The organism is Methylobacterium sp. BE186 (assembly GCF_031457035.1).
GTDB lineage: Bacteria > Pseudomonadota > Alphaproteobacteria > Rhizobiales > Beijerinckiaceae > Methylobacterium > Methylobacterium segetis.
Window position 1 is genome coordinate 100503 of record NZ_JAVDVV010000013.1, and the last position, 15933, is coordinate 116435.

A 15933-nucleotide genomic window follows, 5' to 3' on the forward strand; every position below is an offset into this window, starting at 1 on the left:
GCCGGGCCGCCGTCAGGCCTTGGCCCGTTCTTCCTCTCGGCCGATGCGGCTGTGTCGGCGGCTCCAGGCGAAGTAGATCACCAGTCCGATCGCCAGCCAGACAACGAGGCGGATCCAGGTCTCGCCGTCGAGGGAGACCATCATGGCTCCGCAGCTGACGATGCCGAGGATCGGCACCAGCGGAACCAGCGGCGTCCGGTACTCGCGCTTCGCGTCGGGCTGCGTGCGCCGCAGGATGATCACGCCGAGGCAGACGAGGACGAAGGCGAGCAGGGTGCCGATGCTCGTCATGTGGCCGAGCTGGCTGATCGGCAGGAAGCCGCCGAGGGCGCCGGTGAAGACCATGAAGAACAGGTTCGAGCGGTAGGGCGTCTTCCACTCGGGGTGGATGCGGGAGAACAGGCCGGGCAGCAGCCGGTCCTGGGACATCGTGTAGAACACCCGGCTCTGGCCGAGCAGGAGCACGAGGATCACGGTCGAGAAGCCGGCGATGATGCCGAGCGTCACGAGGCTCTTCAGCCAGGGGAAGGGCGTCTGCGCGATCGCGGTGTTCACAGGCGCGGCGTCGCCGCGCATGGCGTCGTAGTGGACGAGGCCGGTCAGCACGCCGGCGAACAGGATGTAGATGATCGTGCAGATCGCCAGCGATCCGAGGATGCCGATCATCATGTTCCGCTGCGGGTTCTTGGCTTCCTGCGCCGCCGTCGAGACCGCATCGAAGCCGATATAGGCGAAGAACACGACGCCGGCGGCGCGCATGATCCCGCTCCAGCCGTACTCGCCGAACGTGCCGGTGTTCTCGGGGATGAAAGGCACGTAGTTGGCGGGCTTGATGTAGAACACGCCGACGCCGATGACCGCCGCCACGACGGCGAGCTTCACCATCACCACCGCGGCGTTCACCCGGGCCGATTCCCGGATGCCGATCATCAGCAGGTACGAGGCGGCGCAGATGATGAGGATCGCCGGCAGGTTCACGAGGCCGTGTGCGGTCGTGCCGTCGGCGAGCTGGTAGGTCTCGAAGGGCGAGTGCACGAGGTTTCCGGGCAGGTCGATCCCGAATTCGTGCAGGAACCGGACGACGTATTTCGACCAGCTCACGGAAACGGTGGCCGCGCCGACCGCATATTCGAGCACGAGGTCCCAGCCGATGATCCAGGCGACGAACTCGCCCATCGTGGCGTAGGCATAGGTGTAGGCCGAGCCCGCGACCGGGATCATGCCCGCGAGCTCGCTGTAGCACATGCCGGCGAACGCGCAGCCGATCGCCGCGATGGCGAAGGAGATCACGACTGCCGGACCCGCATGCTCGGCCGCGGCGATGCCGGTGAGCGAGAACAGACCCGCACCGATGACCGCTCCGATGCCGAGGCCGATCAGGCTCCAGGGGCCGAGGGTCCGTTGCAGCCTGTGCTCGCCGGCTTCCGCATCCGCGTTGAGGCGCTCCAGCGATTTCGTGCGCAGGAGGTCGCTCGTCAGGCCGGCCGTCATACAATCTGTCCTCTGGTTCCGTTCGGGCCGCGTCACGAACCGCCCGCCTCCGCGCCGAGGCGCACCTGTCCTCGTCTAGCTAGCAGCGCGGGACGCGGCGGCCACCCCGAGGCAAGAGGCCCGCCACGGATTCGATCGCCGGGGGCGCTCGGTCAGAGCGGCCAATCCGCTTCGCGGTAGGCTCCGTCCCAGAACATCCATTCGAGGCGGGTGGCATGGGTGAAGGCGCGGTGCATGCGCGCGCGCAGGCCGGGCGCCGCGGAGGCGGCCGCCTCGTCCGTCGCCGCGATCATCTCGGCGACGGCGCGGGCGAATTCCTCGCCGGCATAGGTGTCGATCCAGGCTTGGTAGGGGTTGTTCGGCGCGGCGCGCGCGTGGATGTCGCGGCCGATCTCGGCGTAGATCCAGAAGCAGGGCAGAAGGGCCGCGAGCAGAACCTCGTAGGGTTCGGCGTAGGCCGCGGCGAGGAGATAGGCGACGTAGTGGTCGCAGGGCGGGGAGAGCGGCGTCCGCGCGAAAGTCTCGGCGTCGATCCCGTAATCCCGGAAGAAGCCGCCGTGCAGGGCCCGCTCGACCACGACCGCCGTCTCGGCCGCCCGCGCGAACTGCACCATCCGGTCCGGATCGGGCGCCTTGGCGGCGGCGAGGCTGAGAGCGCGGCCGAAACCGAGAAGGTAATGCGCGTCCTGCAGGATGTAGTGCCGGAAACGCGAGCGCCCGAGGGTTCCGGCGGCAAGCTCGACGTTGAAGGGCATCGTGCGGATCGCCGCGTAGATGTCCGCGTTGCGCGTCCAGGCTTCCGCGGAGAAGGTTGCCGGTCGTCCTTCTGCCGTCACGATCCGCCTCGCCCGATGTCCCGCAGCGCCCCGCCGGGAGCGCTCGCGCCTTCGTGTCGCCGTCGCGTGGCGCCGGTCAGCCCTGTCGCTGAGCCTGGGTCACCGCGACGTGGATGAGTTCGGCCAGGGTGCGGACGCCGAGCTTCTGGCGCATCTGCGAGCAGGCGTTGGTGATGGTCTTGTAGCTCACCGACAGATCCGTCGCGATGGCGCCGTAGGATTTGCCCTGGGCGAGGCGAGCGAGGATCTGCTGCTCGCGCGGGGTCAGCTGCGATTCGGGCGTGCGCCGCGCGTCCGAGCGCAGCATCGCGACCTCGGTCGCGAGACGGCGGTCGAGGTAGACCTCTCCCACGCGCACGCGCTCGAACGCGTCGTAGAGCTCGGCCGAGGCATGATCCTTCAGAACGTAGCCGAGGGCGCCCGCCTCGAGGGCACGCGAGACGATGACCGGATCGTTGTGCATGCTGAAGACGAGGATACGCGTCTTCGGCTCGACCGCCTTCATGCGTCGGATCAGGCCCAGGCCCGCGAGCCCGCTTCCCTGGAAGGTGAGGTCGCAGATCACGACCGGAGGGCGAAGCCGATGGAACAGGCGGTAGCCTGTCACCACGTTCGTCGCTTCCGCGACGGTTTCGATACCGGCATCCTCCAGCACCCGGCGGCAGCCCTGCAGCACGATCGGGTGATCGTCGATCACCAGGACCGGCAGGCGGGTCGTGACCGCGGTGGCGTTCGTCGCGATGGCGTTCATAGCGGCACGCTGGCCCCTGTCTCTTCGCCCCGCTCGGCATCCGCGGGGATGGTGATCCGGACAACCGTGCCCGGTGCGGCGTTGTCAAGCTCAAATGTACCACCGAGAGCGCCGACGCGCTCGCGCATCCCCGAGAGTCCGAGCCCGACCGTGTGATCCGGCTTCACCCCGGTGCCGTCGTCCCGCACGCTGATCTCGATGCTGCGGCTCTCCGTCTCCCGTGCGACCGCGCTCACATGGGCCGCTTGGCCGTGACGCACGGCATTCGTCATGCTCTCTTGGATGCAGCGGAACACGGTGAGGTCGACGAGGTCGCCGTAGCCCCGCGCCAGCCCATCGAAATCTCCGGAGAAGCCGGTCGCGGGATGGCGGCGCGCGAAATCGCGCAGGAGCAGGTTGAGGCACTCGGTCAGCGGAACCTGCCCGAGCGCGTGCGGTCGCAGACGGTTCAGGAGATCCCTGTTCAGCGTCTGGACCTGCCCGACGATCATGCTGATGTCGGCCGCCCGCGCCGCGAGCTTCTCGCGGTCCGGCCCGCTCGGCGCCAGAGCGATGCGGCTGACCGAGGCGGCATTCGCCTCCAGCGCGAACAGGCAGGGCCCGAACTCGTCGTGAAGCTCGAGGGCCGTGCGGCGCCGCTCGTCGTCCTGGGCGGTGAGAAGCTGGCGGTTCAGGCGGCCGTTCGCCGCCCGGACCTCGGTTAGGGCCTCGGCGACTCCGTTGAAGCGCTCCGCGATGACGGCGAGTTCGCGGGACCGCGGGGGCTCGAGGCGCGCGGTGTAATCGTGGCGCTCCAGCTGCGTCAGCCCGTCCGCGAGGCTGCCGAGCGGGGCAAGTACGCGGCCGAGCGCGAGGTAGAGGGCCACCAGCATCGCGACGTTGATGCAGAAGGTCGTCACCGAGAGGGCGACCGCGTAGCCCCAGACCTCGTCGATCTCGTCCAAGGGTTCGGTCACGATCTGCGCCGTGCCGATGCGCCGGCCGGAGGCCACAATGGGCAGCACGTGCTGCTGGATCCCGGGCGCGATCATCTGCGCGAACCAGCGCGGTGCGATGTGCCTGTCGGACCGGAACCGGGTCAGCCCGACGCCGACCTTGCGGCCTGACTCGTCGAGCACCGAGACGCGGACATGGCGCAGGGCCTGGAAGCGCAGGTCCAGGGTCTGCAGGAGGCGGTCCGGCGGTGAATCCTCGGCGAGCCGGATCGTGTCGGCGACGAGGAGTTCGACGGTGGCGAGGGAGGCCTGCGTCTCCACCGTCACCGCCGCGCGGGCGTTCAGCACGATGACGGCGCAGGACACGAGGGCGGCGACGACGTCGATCGCCAGCACAACGGCGATCAAGCGGGTGCGCGTCGACAGGCCCGCCCAGAGCGAGGCGAGCCGCGATTCGCGCGGGGAGATCGTCGGGGCCGTGCCGGCGGATGGCGTCATCGTGATCGGGCAGGGCACCTCCGCCCACGGACCCAACGTCGCAAAGCCCGCCGCCGAAGTCCACGCACGGCGCGCAAGCCTCCACAGGGACCGGCGCGTCCAGCCCGCTTGCCGCGAACCTCGGCCGGGCGTAGCGGAGACGGGTTATGGCCGACGCGGGCGCGATCACAGACCTTCTCCGTGCAAGGCTCGCCGACACGGACACGGCCTGGAGCCTCGGCACGTTCGGTGCCGCGGCGGAGTTCCGGCGCTTGCCGGAAGAGCCGACGGTACCCCTCGATGATGGACGCCTCGGGCTGGTGACGCCGCGCGGCGGCATCGCGTTGAGTCCGCCCGCCGAGACCGTCCCCGTCGCCTACGAGACGGCGCTCGGAGAGAGCTGGAGCCATGCCGTCGCTCTGTGCCTGCCCGAGGAATTCGGGTCGGCCACGGCGCATCCGGGGGTCACAGGACTGGGGCCCGATACGGCGGCCCTCTCGCCGGAGGATCGAGACGCGACCCTGTTCGATCTCGGCTTCGGCCTGCCGCAATGCGCGGTCTGCCTGCGCACGCGCGACTCCGAGGCGCTGGACATCCTCGGATCGGCCATCGGCACGCCCGCGCTCGACCCGCAGGATCCGCGCCTGTCGCGCGTGCCCAGGGGCGCCCTGACGCTCGTCTTCGCCGGCCCGCTCGGGCGGATCGAGGTGTCCGTCGATGCAGGACCGGACGGTCCCCGCGCTCACGTCGTGACGAGCGTCCTGCGTCTGCAGCGCACGCACGCGGCGACGGCGCCGATCCCGGCCGGGCTCGTGCCGCACGCGCACATGCTGCCGCCCCATCCCTGCAAGGACGCTTCCGGTGCGGCGCTGCCTTTCCGGATGGAGCGCCACGCTGCCTTCCAGGCGCTCCTCGCGCGCTGGGGCGACCCACAGCTCTTCGCCCTGAAGGAGCATTGCCTCGGACGCGGCGAGCGTCCCGACCGGATCCCGGACCGGTGGACTCGCAGCGTCGAGAAGGTGGCCCGTGCCCAGGCAGCGCTGCTGGCCGAGAATTGTCCACAGCCGTAAGACGTGGCCGAGTCGCACGCCCCTGGCTCCCAAGTCATGCGCAGACACGAAGCCTTAATCGTACCGTGGTTAATCCGCAGGCGGTGTCCCAGACCACGGTTATGATTGACGTGGGGCTTGCGGACATCTTTGCGCCGTATTGTCACGATGAGTTCGTTTACCAAGGCCGACGTCCCGCGTGTTCCGGCATGCGCGGCTTGGCCGGCGGCGCGGTTGACGCGCCGGGGTCGGTGAAGGGGAGCGCCGGTCCGTTCACCATGCGTCGCGTATCAGGAAGAGACCCCGCCCGATGATGAACGTCTCGATCGATCCGTCGGAAACCCGCGACACGCGGCCTTCGGCCAAGGTCCGGTCGGCCCCGCGGAGCAAGTTCCGCGTCGCGCTGCTCGGCGGCCTCGCCATCGGTGCCGTGGCCGCCTTCTCGGCGGCGTCGATGTCCCTGCTCGGCGGCCTCGCCGCCCCGCCGAAGCCGGCCGGGGTCAAGCAGATTGCCGCGAACTGGCCCGATCTCAAGGACGGTGTCCCGGCGCTCGTCACGGGCAGCCTGAGCGTAGAGCCCGCCCCCGTGTCCACGCCGGTCGTGCCGACAGCCGCGCCGGAGACTCCGATGCCGCTTCGCGCAGCCATCGATGCCGAGGCGAAGCCGATCGAGCCGCAGGCCGCGCCGCAGCCGGCCCCGACCGCTCCGAAAACGGCGAGCGCCCCCGCGAAGCGCGCACCGATGATCGAGAATGCGGCGACCGTCGCCCCCGTCCGGGAAGCGGCGCTGCTCGCGCCACCGGCCCGGACCGCCCACGTGGTCGCCCCGTCGAAGAACGAGACGGTCAAGGCGCGCACAGCGGACGTCGCCTTCGCGGCCTTGCCGGCTGCGCCGGCGCGCGAGGCTGCGCCCGAAGCGCCGAAGGATGTCGCGAAGGAGGCGGCGAAACCCCGCCCGAAGATTGCAGCGCCGAAGCCGCCGGCCGCCAAGAGGAGCGAGGTCGCCTCTGCCGAGGCTGCGCCAGCGCCTACGGCCGCCGAGGAGCCCGAGACCACCGAGGTCTTCGGCATGAAGGTGCCTTCGCTCGCACCCGCGGGCCGCAAGATCCGCGAGAGCGTCGAAGCGCTCGGCGAGGCCGTGAAGGGCCTGCCCGAGAAGTTCTGACCGGACGACCGGATCGGGAGAGCGGCCGTCCGGCCGGCCGCCTCAGCCGTTGCGCGGCTTCTTGCCCATCACGCGGGCATGCTTGTCCCCACGCGGGCTCTTGAAGCCCTTCGGGCCGCGGCGCTCCGCGGGCGCGCCCTCGGCGGCGAGCGGCTCGACCTGGATCTCGGGCGAACCGTTCCGTGCGAAAGCCGCCGCGAAGCGTGAGGCCGCGCCTCCCCGGACCTCGAACTTCGTCTCGCGCTCGAAGATGCGGATCGCGCCGATCTCCTGACGATCGACCCCACCGCGCCTTGTCAGCAGCGGCAGCAGGCGCCGTGGGTCGGCATTGTCGCGCCGCCCGAGGTTGAGCCGGAACCACACGGCCGGTCCCATGGCGGCGATGCGCTCCGCCGCGAGCGGATCGAAGCGCGGGTTCGCCGAACCGCGCCCCGGCGCCTCGCCCGGATCGGTCACGTCTTCGGGGGAGGGTAGGCGGGTGCGGTAGACGCGCGCGAGCGCCGCGGCGATGTCGCGGGGCGACATCTGCGTCAGCAATTGGTCCGCGAGGGCGAGATCCTCCTCCGCGGGCGGTTCCGAGAAGAGCGGGTCCGCCATCATGCGCTCGCCGTCGAGGCGGCGGATCTCGTCCGCCGTCGGCGGCCCGCTCCAGATCGGTGCGACCTTCGCGATCGCGAGGAGCTGCTCAGCGCGGCGGCGGCGGGAATTCGGGACGAGCAGCACGCTCGTGCCCTTGCGTCCGGCGCGGCCGGTGCGCCCGCTCCGGTGCTGCAGGACCTCCGCATCGTGCGGAAGGTCGGCATGGATGACGAGGCTCAGCGTCGGCAGGTCGATGCCGCGCGCGGCGACATCGGTCGCGACGCAGACGCGGGCGCGCCCGTCGCGCAGCGCTTGGAGCGCGGCGTTGCGCTCGCCCTGGCCGAGCTCGCCCGACAGGGCAACCGCCGAGAAGCCACGCTCGGTCAGCACCGCCTGGAGGTGGCGCACGGCATTGCGGGTGTTGCAGAAGACGATCGCGGTCGGAGCATCCGCCTCCCGCAGGACGTTGAGCACCACGTGCTCGATCTCGCGGGGAACGACCCGGATTGCGCGGTAGGCGATGTCGGCGTGGCCCTGCTCCTGGCCCTTCACCGCGATGCGCAGGGCATCGCGCTGGTAGCGCTCGGCCAGCGTCCCGATGGCCTTCGGCAGCGTCGCCGAGAACAGGAGCGTGCTGCGCTCGCCCGGCGTCGCCGACAGGATGAACTCAAGGTCGTCCCGGAAGCCGAGATCGAGCATCTCGTCGGCCTCGTCGAGGATCACGGCGCGCAGCGACTGGGTGGCGAGGTTCCCGCGCTCCAGATGGTCGCGCAGACGTCCGGGCGTGCCGACGACGATGTGCGTCCCGTCCATCAGGAAACGCGCTTCCCGGCGCGGGTCCATGCCGCCGACGCAGGCGACGATGCGGGCGCCGGCGGCGGCGTAGAGCCACGACAATTCGCGGTGCACCTGGAGCGCGAGCTCGCGCGTCGGCGCGATCACGAGGGCGAGCGGAGCCCCTGCCTGCCCGAACGTCTCGGCCTCGCCGAGCAGGGTGCCGGCGATGGCGAGCCCGTAGGCGACGGTCTTGCCGGAGCCGGTCTGCGCGGAGACGAGAAGATCGCGGCCGAGGGCGTCGGGCTCCAGCACGGCAGCCTGAACGGGCGTCGGCTCCTCGTAGGCGCGCTCGGAAAGCGCCCGCGCGATGGGGGCGGGCATGGTCGGGAAAGGCAAGGGCGGACTTTCAGCGGCGGCGCTCGTCCGCTCCCGCACGGGGGCGCGGATCGAAGCGGAGGGCCGGTCTCGAATCGGTTACGGAGCCTGGATGTCTACCGCGCGCGGGCGCCCGGCACCACAGCACACGCTGCATGGGCCGGTTGCAACGCGCAAGCACGGTTTCGTGAGCGGAACGGCACCCGCCGCCTTTTCCCGCCGCCGCACCTGTCGTCCCCGACCGCCCGATGGCAGAAGGGGACCGGCCCCTGCGAGCCGGCCCGCGGCGGGCGGCGGGGCGAAACGGACGGGTCGATGAGCGGCATCCTGCGTTTGGCAGTGGCCTGGGCGACGGTCGGCGCCTTCGCGTGGTTCGGCAAGGAGTGGCTGGGCGATCTCGGCTCTCCGCTCTGGGCGTGCGGCCTGTTCGCCTGGCTCCTCGGCGCGATCATGTGGTCCGCCTTCGGCGTGGTGCACGAGGCGGAGGAACTCGCCGAGATGCTCGGCGAACCGCTCGGCACCCTGATCCTGACGCTCGCCATCGTGGTCATCGAGGTCGCCCTCGTCTCCGCCGTGATGCTCTCGGCCAAGGACGCGCCGACGCTCGGGCGCGACACCATGTTCGCGGTGCTGATGATCGTGCTCAACGGCGTCGTCGGGATCGGGCTGCTGATCGGCGGCCTCAGGCACCATCAGCAATCCTACAACCTTCAGGGGGCCTCCGCCTTCCTGTCGGTGCTGATCCCGCTCAGCACGATCGCGCTCATCATCCCGAACTTCACCACCTCGACCAGCGACGGCACGCTGACCCGCCTGCAGGCGATCACCTTCTCGACCTTCACGGTCGCCCTCTACGCGGTGTTCCTGCTGATCCAGACCGGGCGGCACCGGGACTTCTTCATGGAATCGAGCCACGAGGCGACCTCGGGCCCCGAACCCACCGAGGCGGGAGAGCGGCCGGCGGCGGGGACGATCCTGCGCCACACCGCGCTCCTCATCGCCAACATCCTGCCGATCGTGCTGCTGTCGAAGAGCCTCGCCACGATCCTCGACCACGGGATCGCGGCGCTGGGGGCGCCCTCGGCGCTCGGCGGCGTCCTCATCGCGGCGATCGTCTTCACGCCGGAGGCCATCTCCTCCCTGAAGGCGGTGGCCCGCAATGATCTCCAGCGCGCGATCAACCTCTGCCTCGGCGCGGCGACCTCGACGATCGGCCTGACCGTTCCGGCGATCCTCGCCGTTGGCCTGATCACCGGTCAGACCGTCGTGCTCGGCCTGAAGCCGACCGAGATGGCGCTCCTGACGGTCACGCTGATCCTCAGCACGCTCACCTTCTCGGGCCTCCGGACCACGGTGCTCGAGGGCGCGGTCCACCTGATCGTGTTCCTCGTCTACCTCGTCCTGATCTTCAGCCCGTGAGCGAACCGCCGAATCGCTCGGTCCTGATCGTGCGCGGCGGAACGCCGGCATCGACGAGGAGGTCGGAGGCGGCCGAGACGAAGGCGTTGCTGCCGCAGACGAAGGCGTGGGCCGGTCGCCCGAGCCGGGCGAGCGCCTCGTCCATCGTCGCGCGGTCGATCCGCCGGCCGCCCGGCTCCCGGGTGAGGGCGAGCCTCAGCGTGAAGCCGGGCTCGTCACGGGTGCGGGCCTGCAACTCATCGGCGGCGATGATGTCCGAGCGCGTGCGGGCGGAGTAAAGGAGGAGGGCCGGCACGTCCGGCGCGGCCACCGCCCGGTGCCGGAGCATCGCGAGGAGCGGCACCACGCCCGATCCGCCGCCGACGAGGAGGAGCGGCCCGCCGTCCCGCTTCGTCCAGACGAACGCGCCGCCGATCGGCCCACGCAGTTCGATCCGGTCGCCGATCGCGGCGACGTTCGCGAAGAATCCCGAGACCTCGCCCTCGTCGAGGCGCTCGATCATCAGTTCGATCGTCCCGGACTCCTCGGGCGCCGAGGCGATGGAGTAGCTGCGCTGTGCCTGATAGCCGTCCGGCGCGGTGAGCCGCACGTCGACATGCTGCCCGGGCACGAACCTGTCGGCGAAATCGACCCGGAAGCGGAAGCTCTTCACGCGTTCGGTGACAGGGGTGATGCCGACGACCTCGGCTTCCTGCCAGCGGATCGAGCTGCGGTCAGTCACCGGTGAAGCGCTGCTCGCGCCACGGATCGCCGTACATGTGATAGCCCCGCAATTCCCAGAACCCCGCCTCGTCCTTGCGGGTAAAGCGCAGGCCGCTCACCCATTTGGCGCTCTTCCAGAAGTAGAGATGGGGCACGAGGAGGCGTGCCGGGCCGCCATGATCGGGCGGGATCAGCGCGCCGGCGTAGCGGGTCGCGACCATGGCCTTGCCATTCGCGAGATCCGCGACGGGCACGTTCGTCGTGTAGTCGTCGTAGCCCTCAGCGAGCGCGAAGGCGGTCGGCGCGGCGACGCCCGCATCGGCCAGGATATCGTCGAAGGTCACGCCCTCCCAGACGGTGTCGAACTTCGACCACTTCGTGACGCAATGGATGTCCCCGCCCCAGCGCGTGCGCGGCATGGCCTCGAACTGATCCCAGGTCCAGCTCTTCAGAGGCTTTGCGCCATCGCGCAGCGTGAAGCGCCAGGTCGCGAGGTCGAGCCGCGGCGTCGGTCCGAGCTGCAGGACCGGAAAATCCTCGGTGAGATACTGCCCCGGAGGCAGCCGCTCCCGCGTCGCCTCGGGCGGCCTGCGTCCCGTGAAGCCTCGTGTCGCCATGGGTGCCTCTCAGGTGACTCTCAGGTGCCTTTCGCCGGCAGCCGCGTCCTCAGCGCGAACGCCCGACGCGATCCCGGGTTCGAGCCGGCGCCGGCCTTTTCGTCAAGCTCGCATCGGCTGTGAACGTCGCTATTCTCACGATCCACCGGGGAGCGGACGCCATGACGGAGCACGGCTTCAAGGACCATTTCTCGACCGGCTCCGCGGACTATGCCGCCCACCGGCCGACCTATCCGGGGGCCCTCGTCGAGCATCTCTCCTCCCTCACATTGCGCCACGAGAAAGCGCTCGATTGCGGCTGCGGCACCGGGCAGCTCTCGACCTTGCTGGCCGCGCGCTACGGCGAGGTCGTCGCGACCGATGCGAGCGCCGCCCAGATCGCGGCCGCGAGCCCGCACCGACGCGTGCGCTACAAGGTCGCTCCTGCGGAGGCGAGCGGGTTGCCCGCCTCCAGCGTCGACCTCGTCACCGTCGCCCAGGCCGCCCATTGGTTCGATCTGCCGCGCTTCTACGCGGAGGTGCGCCGGGTCGTGCGACCGGGCGGGGTCCTCTCCCTGATCAGCTACGGCGTGCTCGAGATCGAGGGCGCGGCCGGCGCTGTCGTTCAGCACTTCTACGGCGCCGTTCTCAAGCCTTACTGGCCGCCGGAGCGCCGCCATGTGGAGGAGGGCTATGCGGGCCTCCCGTTTCCCTTCGCCGAAATGCCGGCGCCTGCTCTGGCGATGGTGGCGTCGTGGACGCTCGCGGATCTCATCGGCTACGTCGAGACTTGGTCGGCCGTTCGAGTGGCCGAGCGTGATCGCGGGCGAGCCCCGCTCATCGCGTTCCGCGAGGCGCTTGCCGAGAGTTGGGGCGAGCCTGAGCTTCGCCGGGATGTGCGCTGGCGCCTATCCGCACGGAACGGGCGCCTGTAGGACCGTTCAGCCAAGGTTGATGTCGGGCGGCAGACGGCTTGGCCCGTCATTTTCATCCCGTGCCGAACTCTCGCCCCAATACCGTTGCTGTTCTGTTCAGTCTTCGCGACTCTCCGGCGCTGCCCGGTGGTCGCTTCACAGGAGAGATCGAACCATGATCAGGCTTCTCACCACGGCGCTTGTGGCCGGTGGCCTCGCCGTCGCCGCGGTGCCGGCCGCGCAGGCCCGCGACGGAATCAGCCCGGGCGGCGCCGCCGCCCTCGGCGTGCTCGGCGGCCTCGCTGTCGGCGGAGCCATCGCGTCCTCCCAGAACGGTTACTATCCCGGCCGCCCGGTCTACCGCGCTCCGCCGCCGGTCTACGTCGAGGATGAGGGCCCGGTCTGCCACTTCGAGCGCCGCCGCTACGTGGACGGCTACGGCGACGTGTTCTTCCGCCGCGTCCGCGTCTGCGAGTAGGGCGGGCGCGGCTTCGCGCTGTGGCGGCGCCTCCGCGCGCCTTATCCGAGAGAGAGTTTTGAGACCTGTCGACCGCCGAACGCCCATCGCGGCGCGTTCCGGCGGTCGCTTGCTGTTGCGTGCGAGGGCAGAAAGCGGCCAAGAGGGCGTCTCGCGGGCTGCCGCATGCAGGGGAAGTCACATCGTTGTCGGAGCCGATCGAAGATCTGATCGTCCAACCACCGGATTCCGCACGGATCGCTGCGATCCCCAGTACGAACTCGTACTACGCCTATCCGCGACTGACCTGCCTCGCTCCGATCCCGGAGACGATCCGTCCAACACTGGAGACTATCTGGCGCAAGGCCATCCATCGGGGCCGGGACGTCGTCGCCTACCGATTCACCGACGTGTACGTCGCCGAGGAAGGTCTCGCTTTCGACCAATCCGGCAAGCTACTCGCACCGACACGGACCTATCACGACGACGAGCAGATCCGGCGCGCGCGTGCCGCCGTCCTTGCGGCAATCGGATCCGGTTCGGCGCGAACCCTCGAGCGCGGCATTCTCGCCAAGAGCCGCGGGGCTGACAATTACGGCCATTTCCTCGTCGAGATGCTGCCCCGCGCCTGGCTCGCGCGGACGCGCTTCGGCTTTCCGGACTGGCCGGCCATCATCTTCGACGAGCCGGCCCCGGTCCGGGACGTCGCGCGGGCAGCCTTGCAGGTTGCCGGGTTCGCGCCCGAGGAGATCGTCGTCACCGGGCGAGAGCCCGTGCTGGTGCGCGACCTCGTCGCGATCGACGGTCTCACCTCGCACAGCACCTACCTGTCGCCCCACGTGATGCAGTGTTTCGACACGATCACCGCCGGGATTGCGCCGGCGCCCGAAGCAGACCTCTACGCGACGCGGCGCCCTGCGCGGATCCGCGAGTTCGTGGAAGAGCCAGCGATCGCCGAACGCTTGCGTGCCATGGGCTATCGTGAGGTCGAGGCAGCAGCGCTGAGTTTCGAGGACCAGGTCGCAACCTTCAAGGGCGCGCGCAGCGTCGTCGGCTGCATGGGCGCCGCCATCACGAACATCGTGTTTTGCCGCCCCGGCACGGAAGTCGTGGTGTTCACGCCGAGCAGCGCCGGTGAGACGTTCTTCTGGATGTTGGCGCAGGCACGCCGCCTGCGGTATCGCGAGATCCGCTGTCCGGAAATCGGGCCGCAACTCTGGGCGATGCCCTGGGATCGGCTGATCGATGTCTCACCGGCCGAGCTCGAACGATTGCTGACACGCTCGGCGCCCTCCGAGCCCCCAGCCGACCGGAAGCCGTCGCGCCTGCACAGGGGAGTCTCCGCTTTCCGTGCGGCCTTGGCGCGGGTGTGGCGATGAGATTCCTACCCGCTGCCGCGATTCTTCTCGTCCTCGGTGCTGTATCGCTCCGCGCCGAGGTCGAGCCATCGTCAGGAAGCCCTTCGGAGGCCGGTGCGAATGACACCTTCGCGGGTTGCCTGCGCGAGATCACGACGTTTGCCGCGAGCCGCGGCCTCGACCGGGGCTTCGTGGAAACTCAACTGGCGGCCGTTGCACCCGATCCGGCAACTCTCGCAGCGGCGAACCGGCAGGCCGAGTTCGTTCGCCCGATCTGGGACTACATCGAGGCCACCGTCACTGAGGCCCGTATCTCCGCGGGCCGTGAGAAGCTGGCGGAGTGGGGGCCGACACTGGCAGCCATCGAGCGCGACTATGGGGTCGACCGTCACATTCTCGTAGCGATCTGGGGCGTCGAGTCGACCTATGGGGCGGTTCTCGACGATCCATCGATCGTGAAGCCCGTCCTGCGCTCGCTCGCGACGCTGAGCTGCGGAGAGCCGACGCGCGCCGCGTATTGGCGGGACGAATTGGTTGCGGCTCTGCAGATTCTGGCCGAGGGCGCTGTCCCAGCAGAGCGGATGACGGGGTCCTGGGCCGGCGCGATGAGCCACACCCAGTTCATGCCGAAGACGTTCCGAGAGCACGCGGTCGATTTCGACGGCGATGGCCGCCGCGACATCTGGAGCTCAATTCCCGACGCGCTCGCCTCCACGACGAATTACCTGCGCCATTCCGGCTGGCAAGCCGGAGAGGGGTGGGGCTTCGAGGTGACGCTTCCCGAGGGGTTCGACTATCGTCTCGCCGACGAGACGACGGAGCGCACCCTGTCGGAATGGCAGGAGCGCGGCCTGCGCCCCGCCGACGGGCGTCCCATCGCCGACCTGCAGCAGCGCGCGAGCCTCGCGCTGCCAGCGGGGGCCGGGGGGCCGGCCTTCCTGCTTCAACCGAACTTCCGGGTGATCCTGCGCTACAACACGGCGCTGTCCTACGCGCTGACGGTTGCCCACCTTTCCGATCGTCTGCGCGGTGCGGGCGGCTTCCTCCGCGACTGGCCGCGGTCGAAGCGCCCGCTCACGCCGGACGAGATCCGGGATCTCCAGGCGAGGCTGTCGGCCTTCGGCCACGATCCCGGTGGCATCGACGGCAAGATCGGCCCGAAGACGCGCGCGGCGATCCGGTCGTTTCAGGGCTCGGCTGGTCTGACGCCGGATGGGTTCGCTGATCCGGACCTTCTCCAGCGCGTCACGGATCGCCCCTGAGACCAATAGGGCGCGGGAGCTCCGCATGCGCGTGCTGATGATCTATTGCCACCCGCGTGCCGACAGCTTCTCGGCGAGCGTGCGCGACGCGGCACGGCGCGGCCTTGAGGCGGCCGGGCATGCGGTGGTTCTGCGGGACCTCTACGCCGAGGGCTTCGACCCCGTTCTCTCCGACAGGGAGCGCGGGTGCTACTACGACGAGAGGGCTGATCGGTCTGACCTTGCCGATCACATCGCGGCGCTCCGCGGCGCCGAGGCGCTGGTCTTCGTCTACCCAACCTGGTGGTTCGGGATGCCGGCCATGCTGAAGGGCTGGATCGACCGCGTCTGGCTTCCCGGCGTCGCTTTCCGGCTCGCCGGCCCGGGCGACCTGCAGCCCCAACTCACGGGGATCCGCCGGATCGGCGTGATCACAACCTACGGATCGCCGCGCTGGCTGCTGTGGCTGATCGGCTGGCCGGACTGGCGGGTGTTTCGCTTCGGCATTCGCCCGCTCTGTGCGCCGCGTTGCCGCCTCGATTGGATCTCGCTGACGGGCCTAGACTCGTGCAATGAGGGAAGGTGCGCGCGTTTCCTGGCAAAGGTTGAAGCCGAGCTCGCTCGGTGGCGTTGAAGCTTCTCGCGTCGCAACGACGAAGCGGAACCCAATCCTTCCGCACAAGGACTTGGTTTGCGAGAATGCAGAATCCAGGTCCGATAAATCTTCGCCCGCGAGCAAGGCGATGAGTGCGCATTCCTACGCTTCGATGTAAAAATATCAACCAGGTCCGGTGCGGGATTAAGTCAATTT

General features: G+C 69.7%; 15 protein-coding genes. 8 read left to right on the forward strand and 7 right to left on the reverse strand.

Annotation, left to right across the window (positions count from 1 at the left end):
* Positions 1-12: 12 nt before the first annotated feature.
* The 4 genes from J2X36_RS15015 to J2X36_RS15030 form a co-directional block, all read right to left on the reverse strand.
* Positions 13-1491, reverse strand: a complete 1479-nt coding sequence (locus tag J2X36_RS15015; RefSeq protein WP_132252351.1) for an amino acid permease — start codon at positions 1489-1491, stop codon at positions 13-15.
* A 152-nt stretch (positions 1492-1643) separates the two neighbouring features.
* Entirely contained in the window at positions 1644-2327 is a 684-nt protein-coding gene (gene tenA, locus J2X36_RS15020; protein ID WP_310351048.1) for a thiaminase II, read from the reverse strand.
* 76 nt (positions 2328-2403) lie between these two features.
* Positions 2404-3078, reverse strand: a complete 675-nt coding sequence (locus tag J2X36_RS15025) for a response regulator transcription factor (RefSeq protein WP_132252353.1) — start codon at positions 3076-3078, stop codon at positions 2404-2406.
* Positions 3075-4511, reverse strand: a complete 1437-nt coding sequence (locus tag J2X36_RS15030; RefSeq protein WP_310351051.1) for an ATP-binding protein — start codon at positions 4509-4511, stop codon at positions 3075-3077. The genes J2X36_RS15025 and J2X36_RS15030 overlap by 4 nt, the downstream gene beginning before the upstream one ends.
* Before the next feature lie 146 nt (positions 4512-4657).
* On the opposite strand from J2X36_RS15030, the gene J2X36_RS15035 reads away from it, so the two are divergent.
* Complete coding sequence (locus J2X36_RS15035) at positions 4658-5560, forward strand: DUF6925 family protein (protein WP_310351053.1); 903 nt, start codon at positions 4658-4660, stop codon at positions 5558-5560.
* A 289-nt stretch (positions 5561-5849) separates the two neighbouring features.
* Positions 5850-6704 carry a hypothetical protein gene (locus J2X36_RS15040; RefSeq protein WP_310351056.1) on the forward strand — a complete coding sequence of 285 codons (855 nt, stop codon included), beginning with the start codon at positions 5850-5852 and terminating at the stop codon, positions 6702-6704.
* 42 nt (positions 6705-6746) lie between these two features.
* Here the strand turns inward: J2X36_RS15040 and J2X36_RS15045 are convergent, their stop codons facing one another.
* Positions 6747-8456, reverse strand: a complete 1710-nt coding sequence (locus tag J2X36_RS15045; protein ID WP_310351059.1) for a DEAD/DEAH box helicase — start codon at positions 8454-8456, stop codon at positions 6747-6749.
* Positions 8457-8750: 294 nt separating this feature from the next.
* Here J2X36_RS15045 and J2X36_RS15050 point away from each other — a divergent pair, with 294 nt between their 5' ends.
* Entirely contained in the window at positions 8751-9854 is a 1104-nt protein-coding gene (locus tag J2X36_RS15050) for a calcium:proton antiporter (RefSeq protein WP_132252365.1), read from the forward strand.
* Here the strand turns inward: J2X36_RS15050 and J2X36_RS15055 are convergent.
* Positions 9844-10575 carry an FAD-binding oxidoreductase gene (locus J2X36_RS15055; protein ID WP_310351063.1) on the reverse strand — a complete coding sequence of 244 codons (732 nt, stop codon included), beginning with the start codon at positions 10573-10575 and terminating at the stop codon, positions 9844-9846. The genes J2X36_RS15050 and J2X36_RS15055 overlap by 11 nt on opposite strands.
* A complete protein-coding gene (locus J2X36_RS15060) occupies positions 10568-11173 on the reverse strand; it encodes a sulfite oxidase-like oxidoreductase (protein WP_310351066.1) in 606 nt (201 codons plus the stop codon). Before J2X36_RS15060 ends, J2X36_RS15055 begins: the two co-directional genes overlap by 8 nt.
* 161 nt (positions 11174-11334) lie before the next feature.
* Between J2X36_RS15060 and J2X36_RS15065 the strand changes: the two genes are divergently transcribed.
* From J2X36_RS15065 to J2X36_RS15085, 5 genes are all read left to right on the forward strand, one after another.
* Positions 11335-12087 carry a class I SAM-dependent methyltransferase gene (locus J2X36_RS15065; protein WP_310351069.1) on the forward strand — a complete coding sequence of 251 codons (753 nt, stop codon included), beginning with the start codon at positions 11335-11337 and terminating at the stop codon, positions 12085-12087.
* A gap of 154 nt (positions 12088-12241) precedes the next feature.
* Complete coding sequence (locus J2X36_RS15070) at positions 12242-12544, forward strand: hypothetical protein (RefSeq protein ID WP_132252374.1); 303 nt, start codon at positions 12242-12244, stop codon at positions 12542-12544.
* A gap of 185 nt (positions 12545-12729) precedes the next feature.
* Entirely contained in the window at positions 12730-13902 is a 1173-nt protein-coding gene (locus tag J2X36_RS15075; protein ID WP_310351072.1) for a glycosyltransferase family 61 protein, read from the forward strand.
* Positions 13899-15143: a lytic murein transglycosylase gene (locus J2X36_RS15080; RefSeq protein WP_310351074.1), complete on the forward strand. Its 1245-nt coding sequence runs from the start codon at positions 13899-13901 to the stop codon at positions 15141-15143. The genes J2X36_RS15075 and J2X36_RS15080 overlap by 4 nt, the downstream gene beginning before the upstream one ends.
* A 25-nt stretch (positions 15144-15168) precedes the next feature.
* Positions 15169-15756, forward strand: coding sequence for an NAD(P)H-dependent oxidoreductase (locus J2X36_RS15085; RefSeq protein ID WP_310351077.1), 588 nt, complete (start codon positions 15169-15171; stop codon positions 15754-15756).
* The last annotated feature ends 177 nt before the right edge of the window (positions 15757-15933 follow it).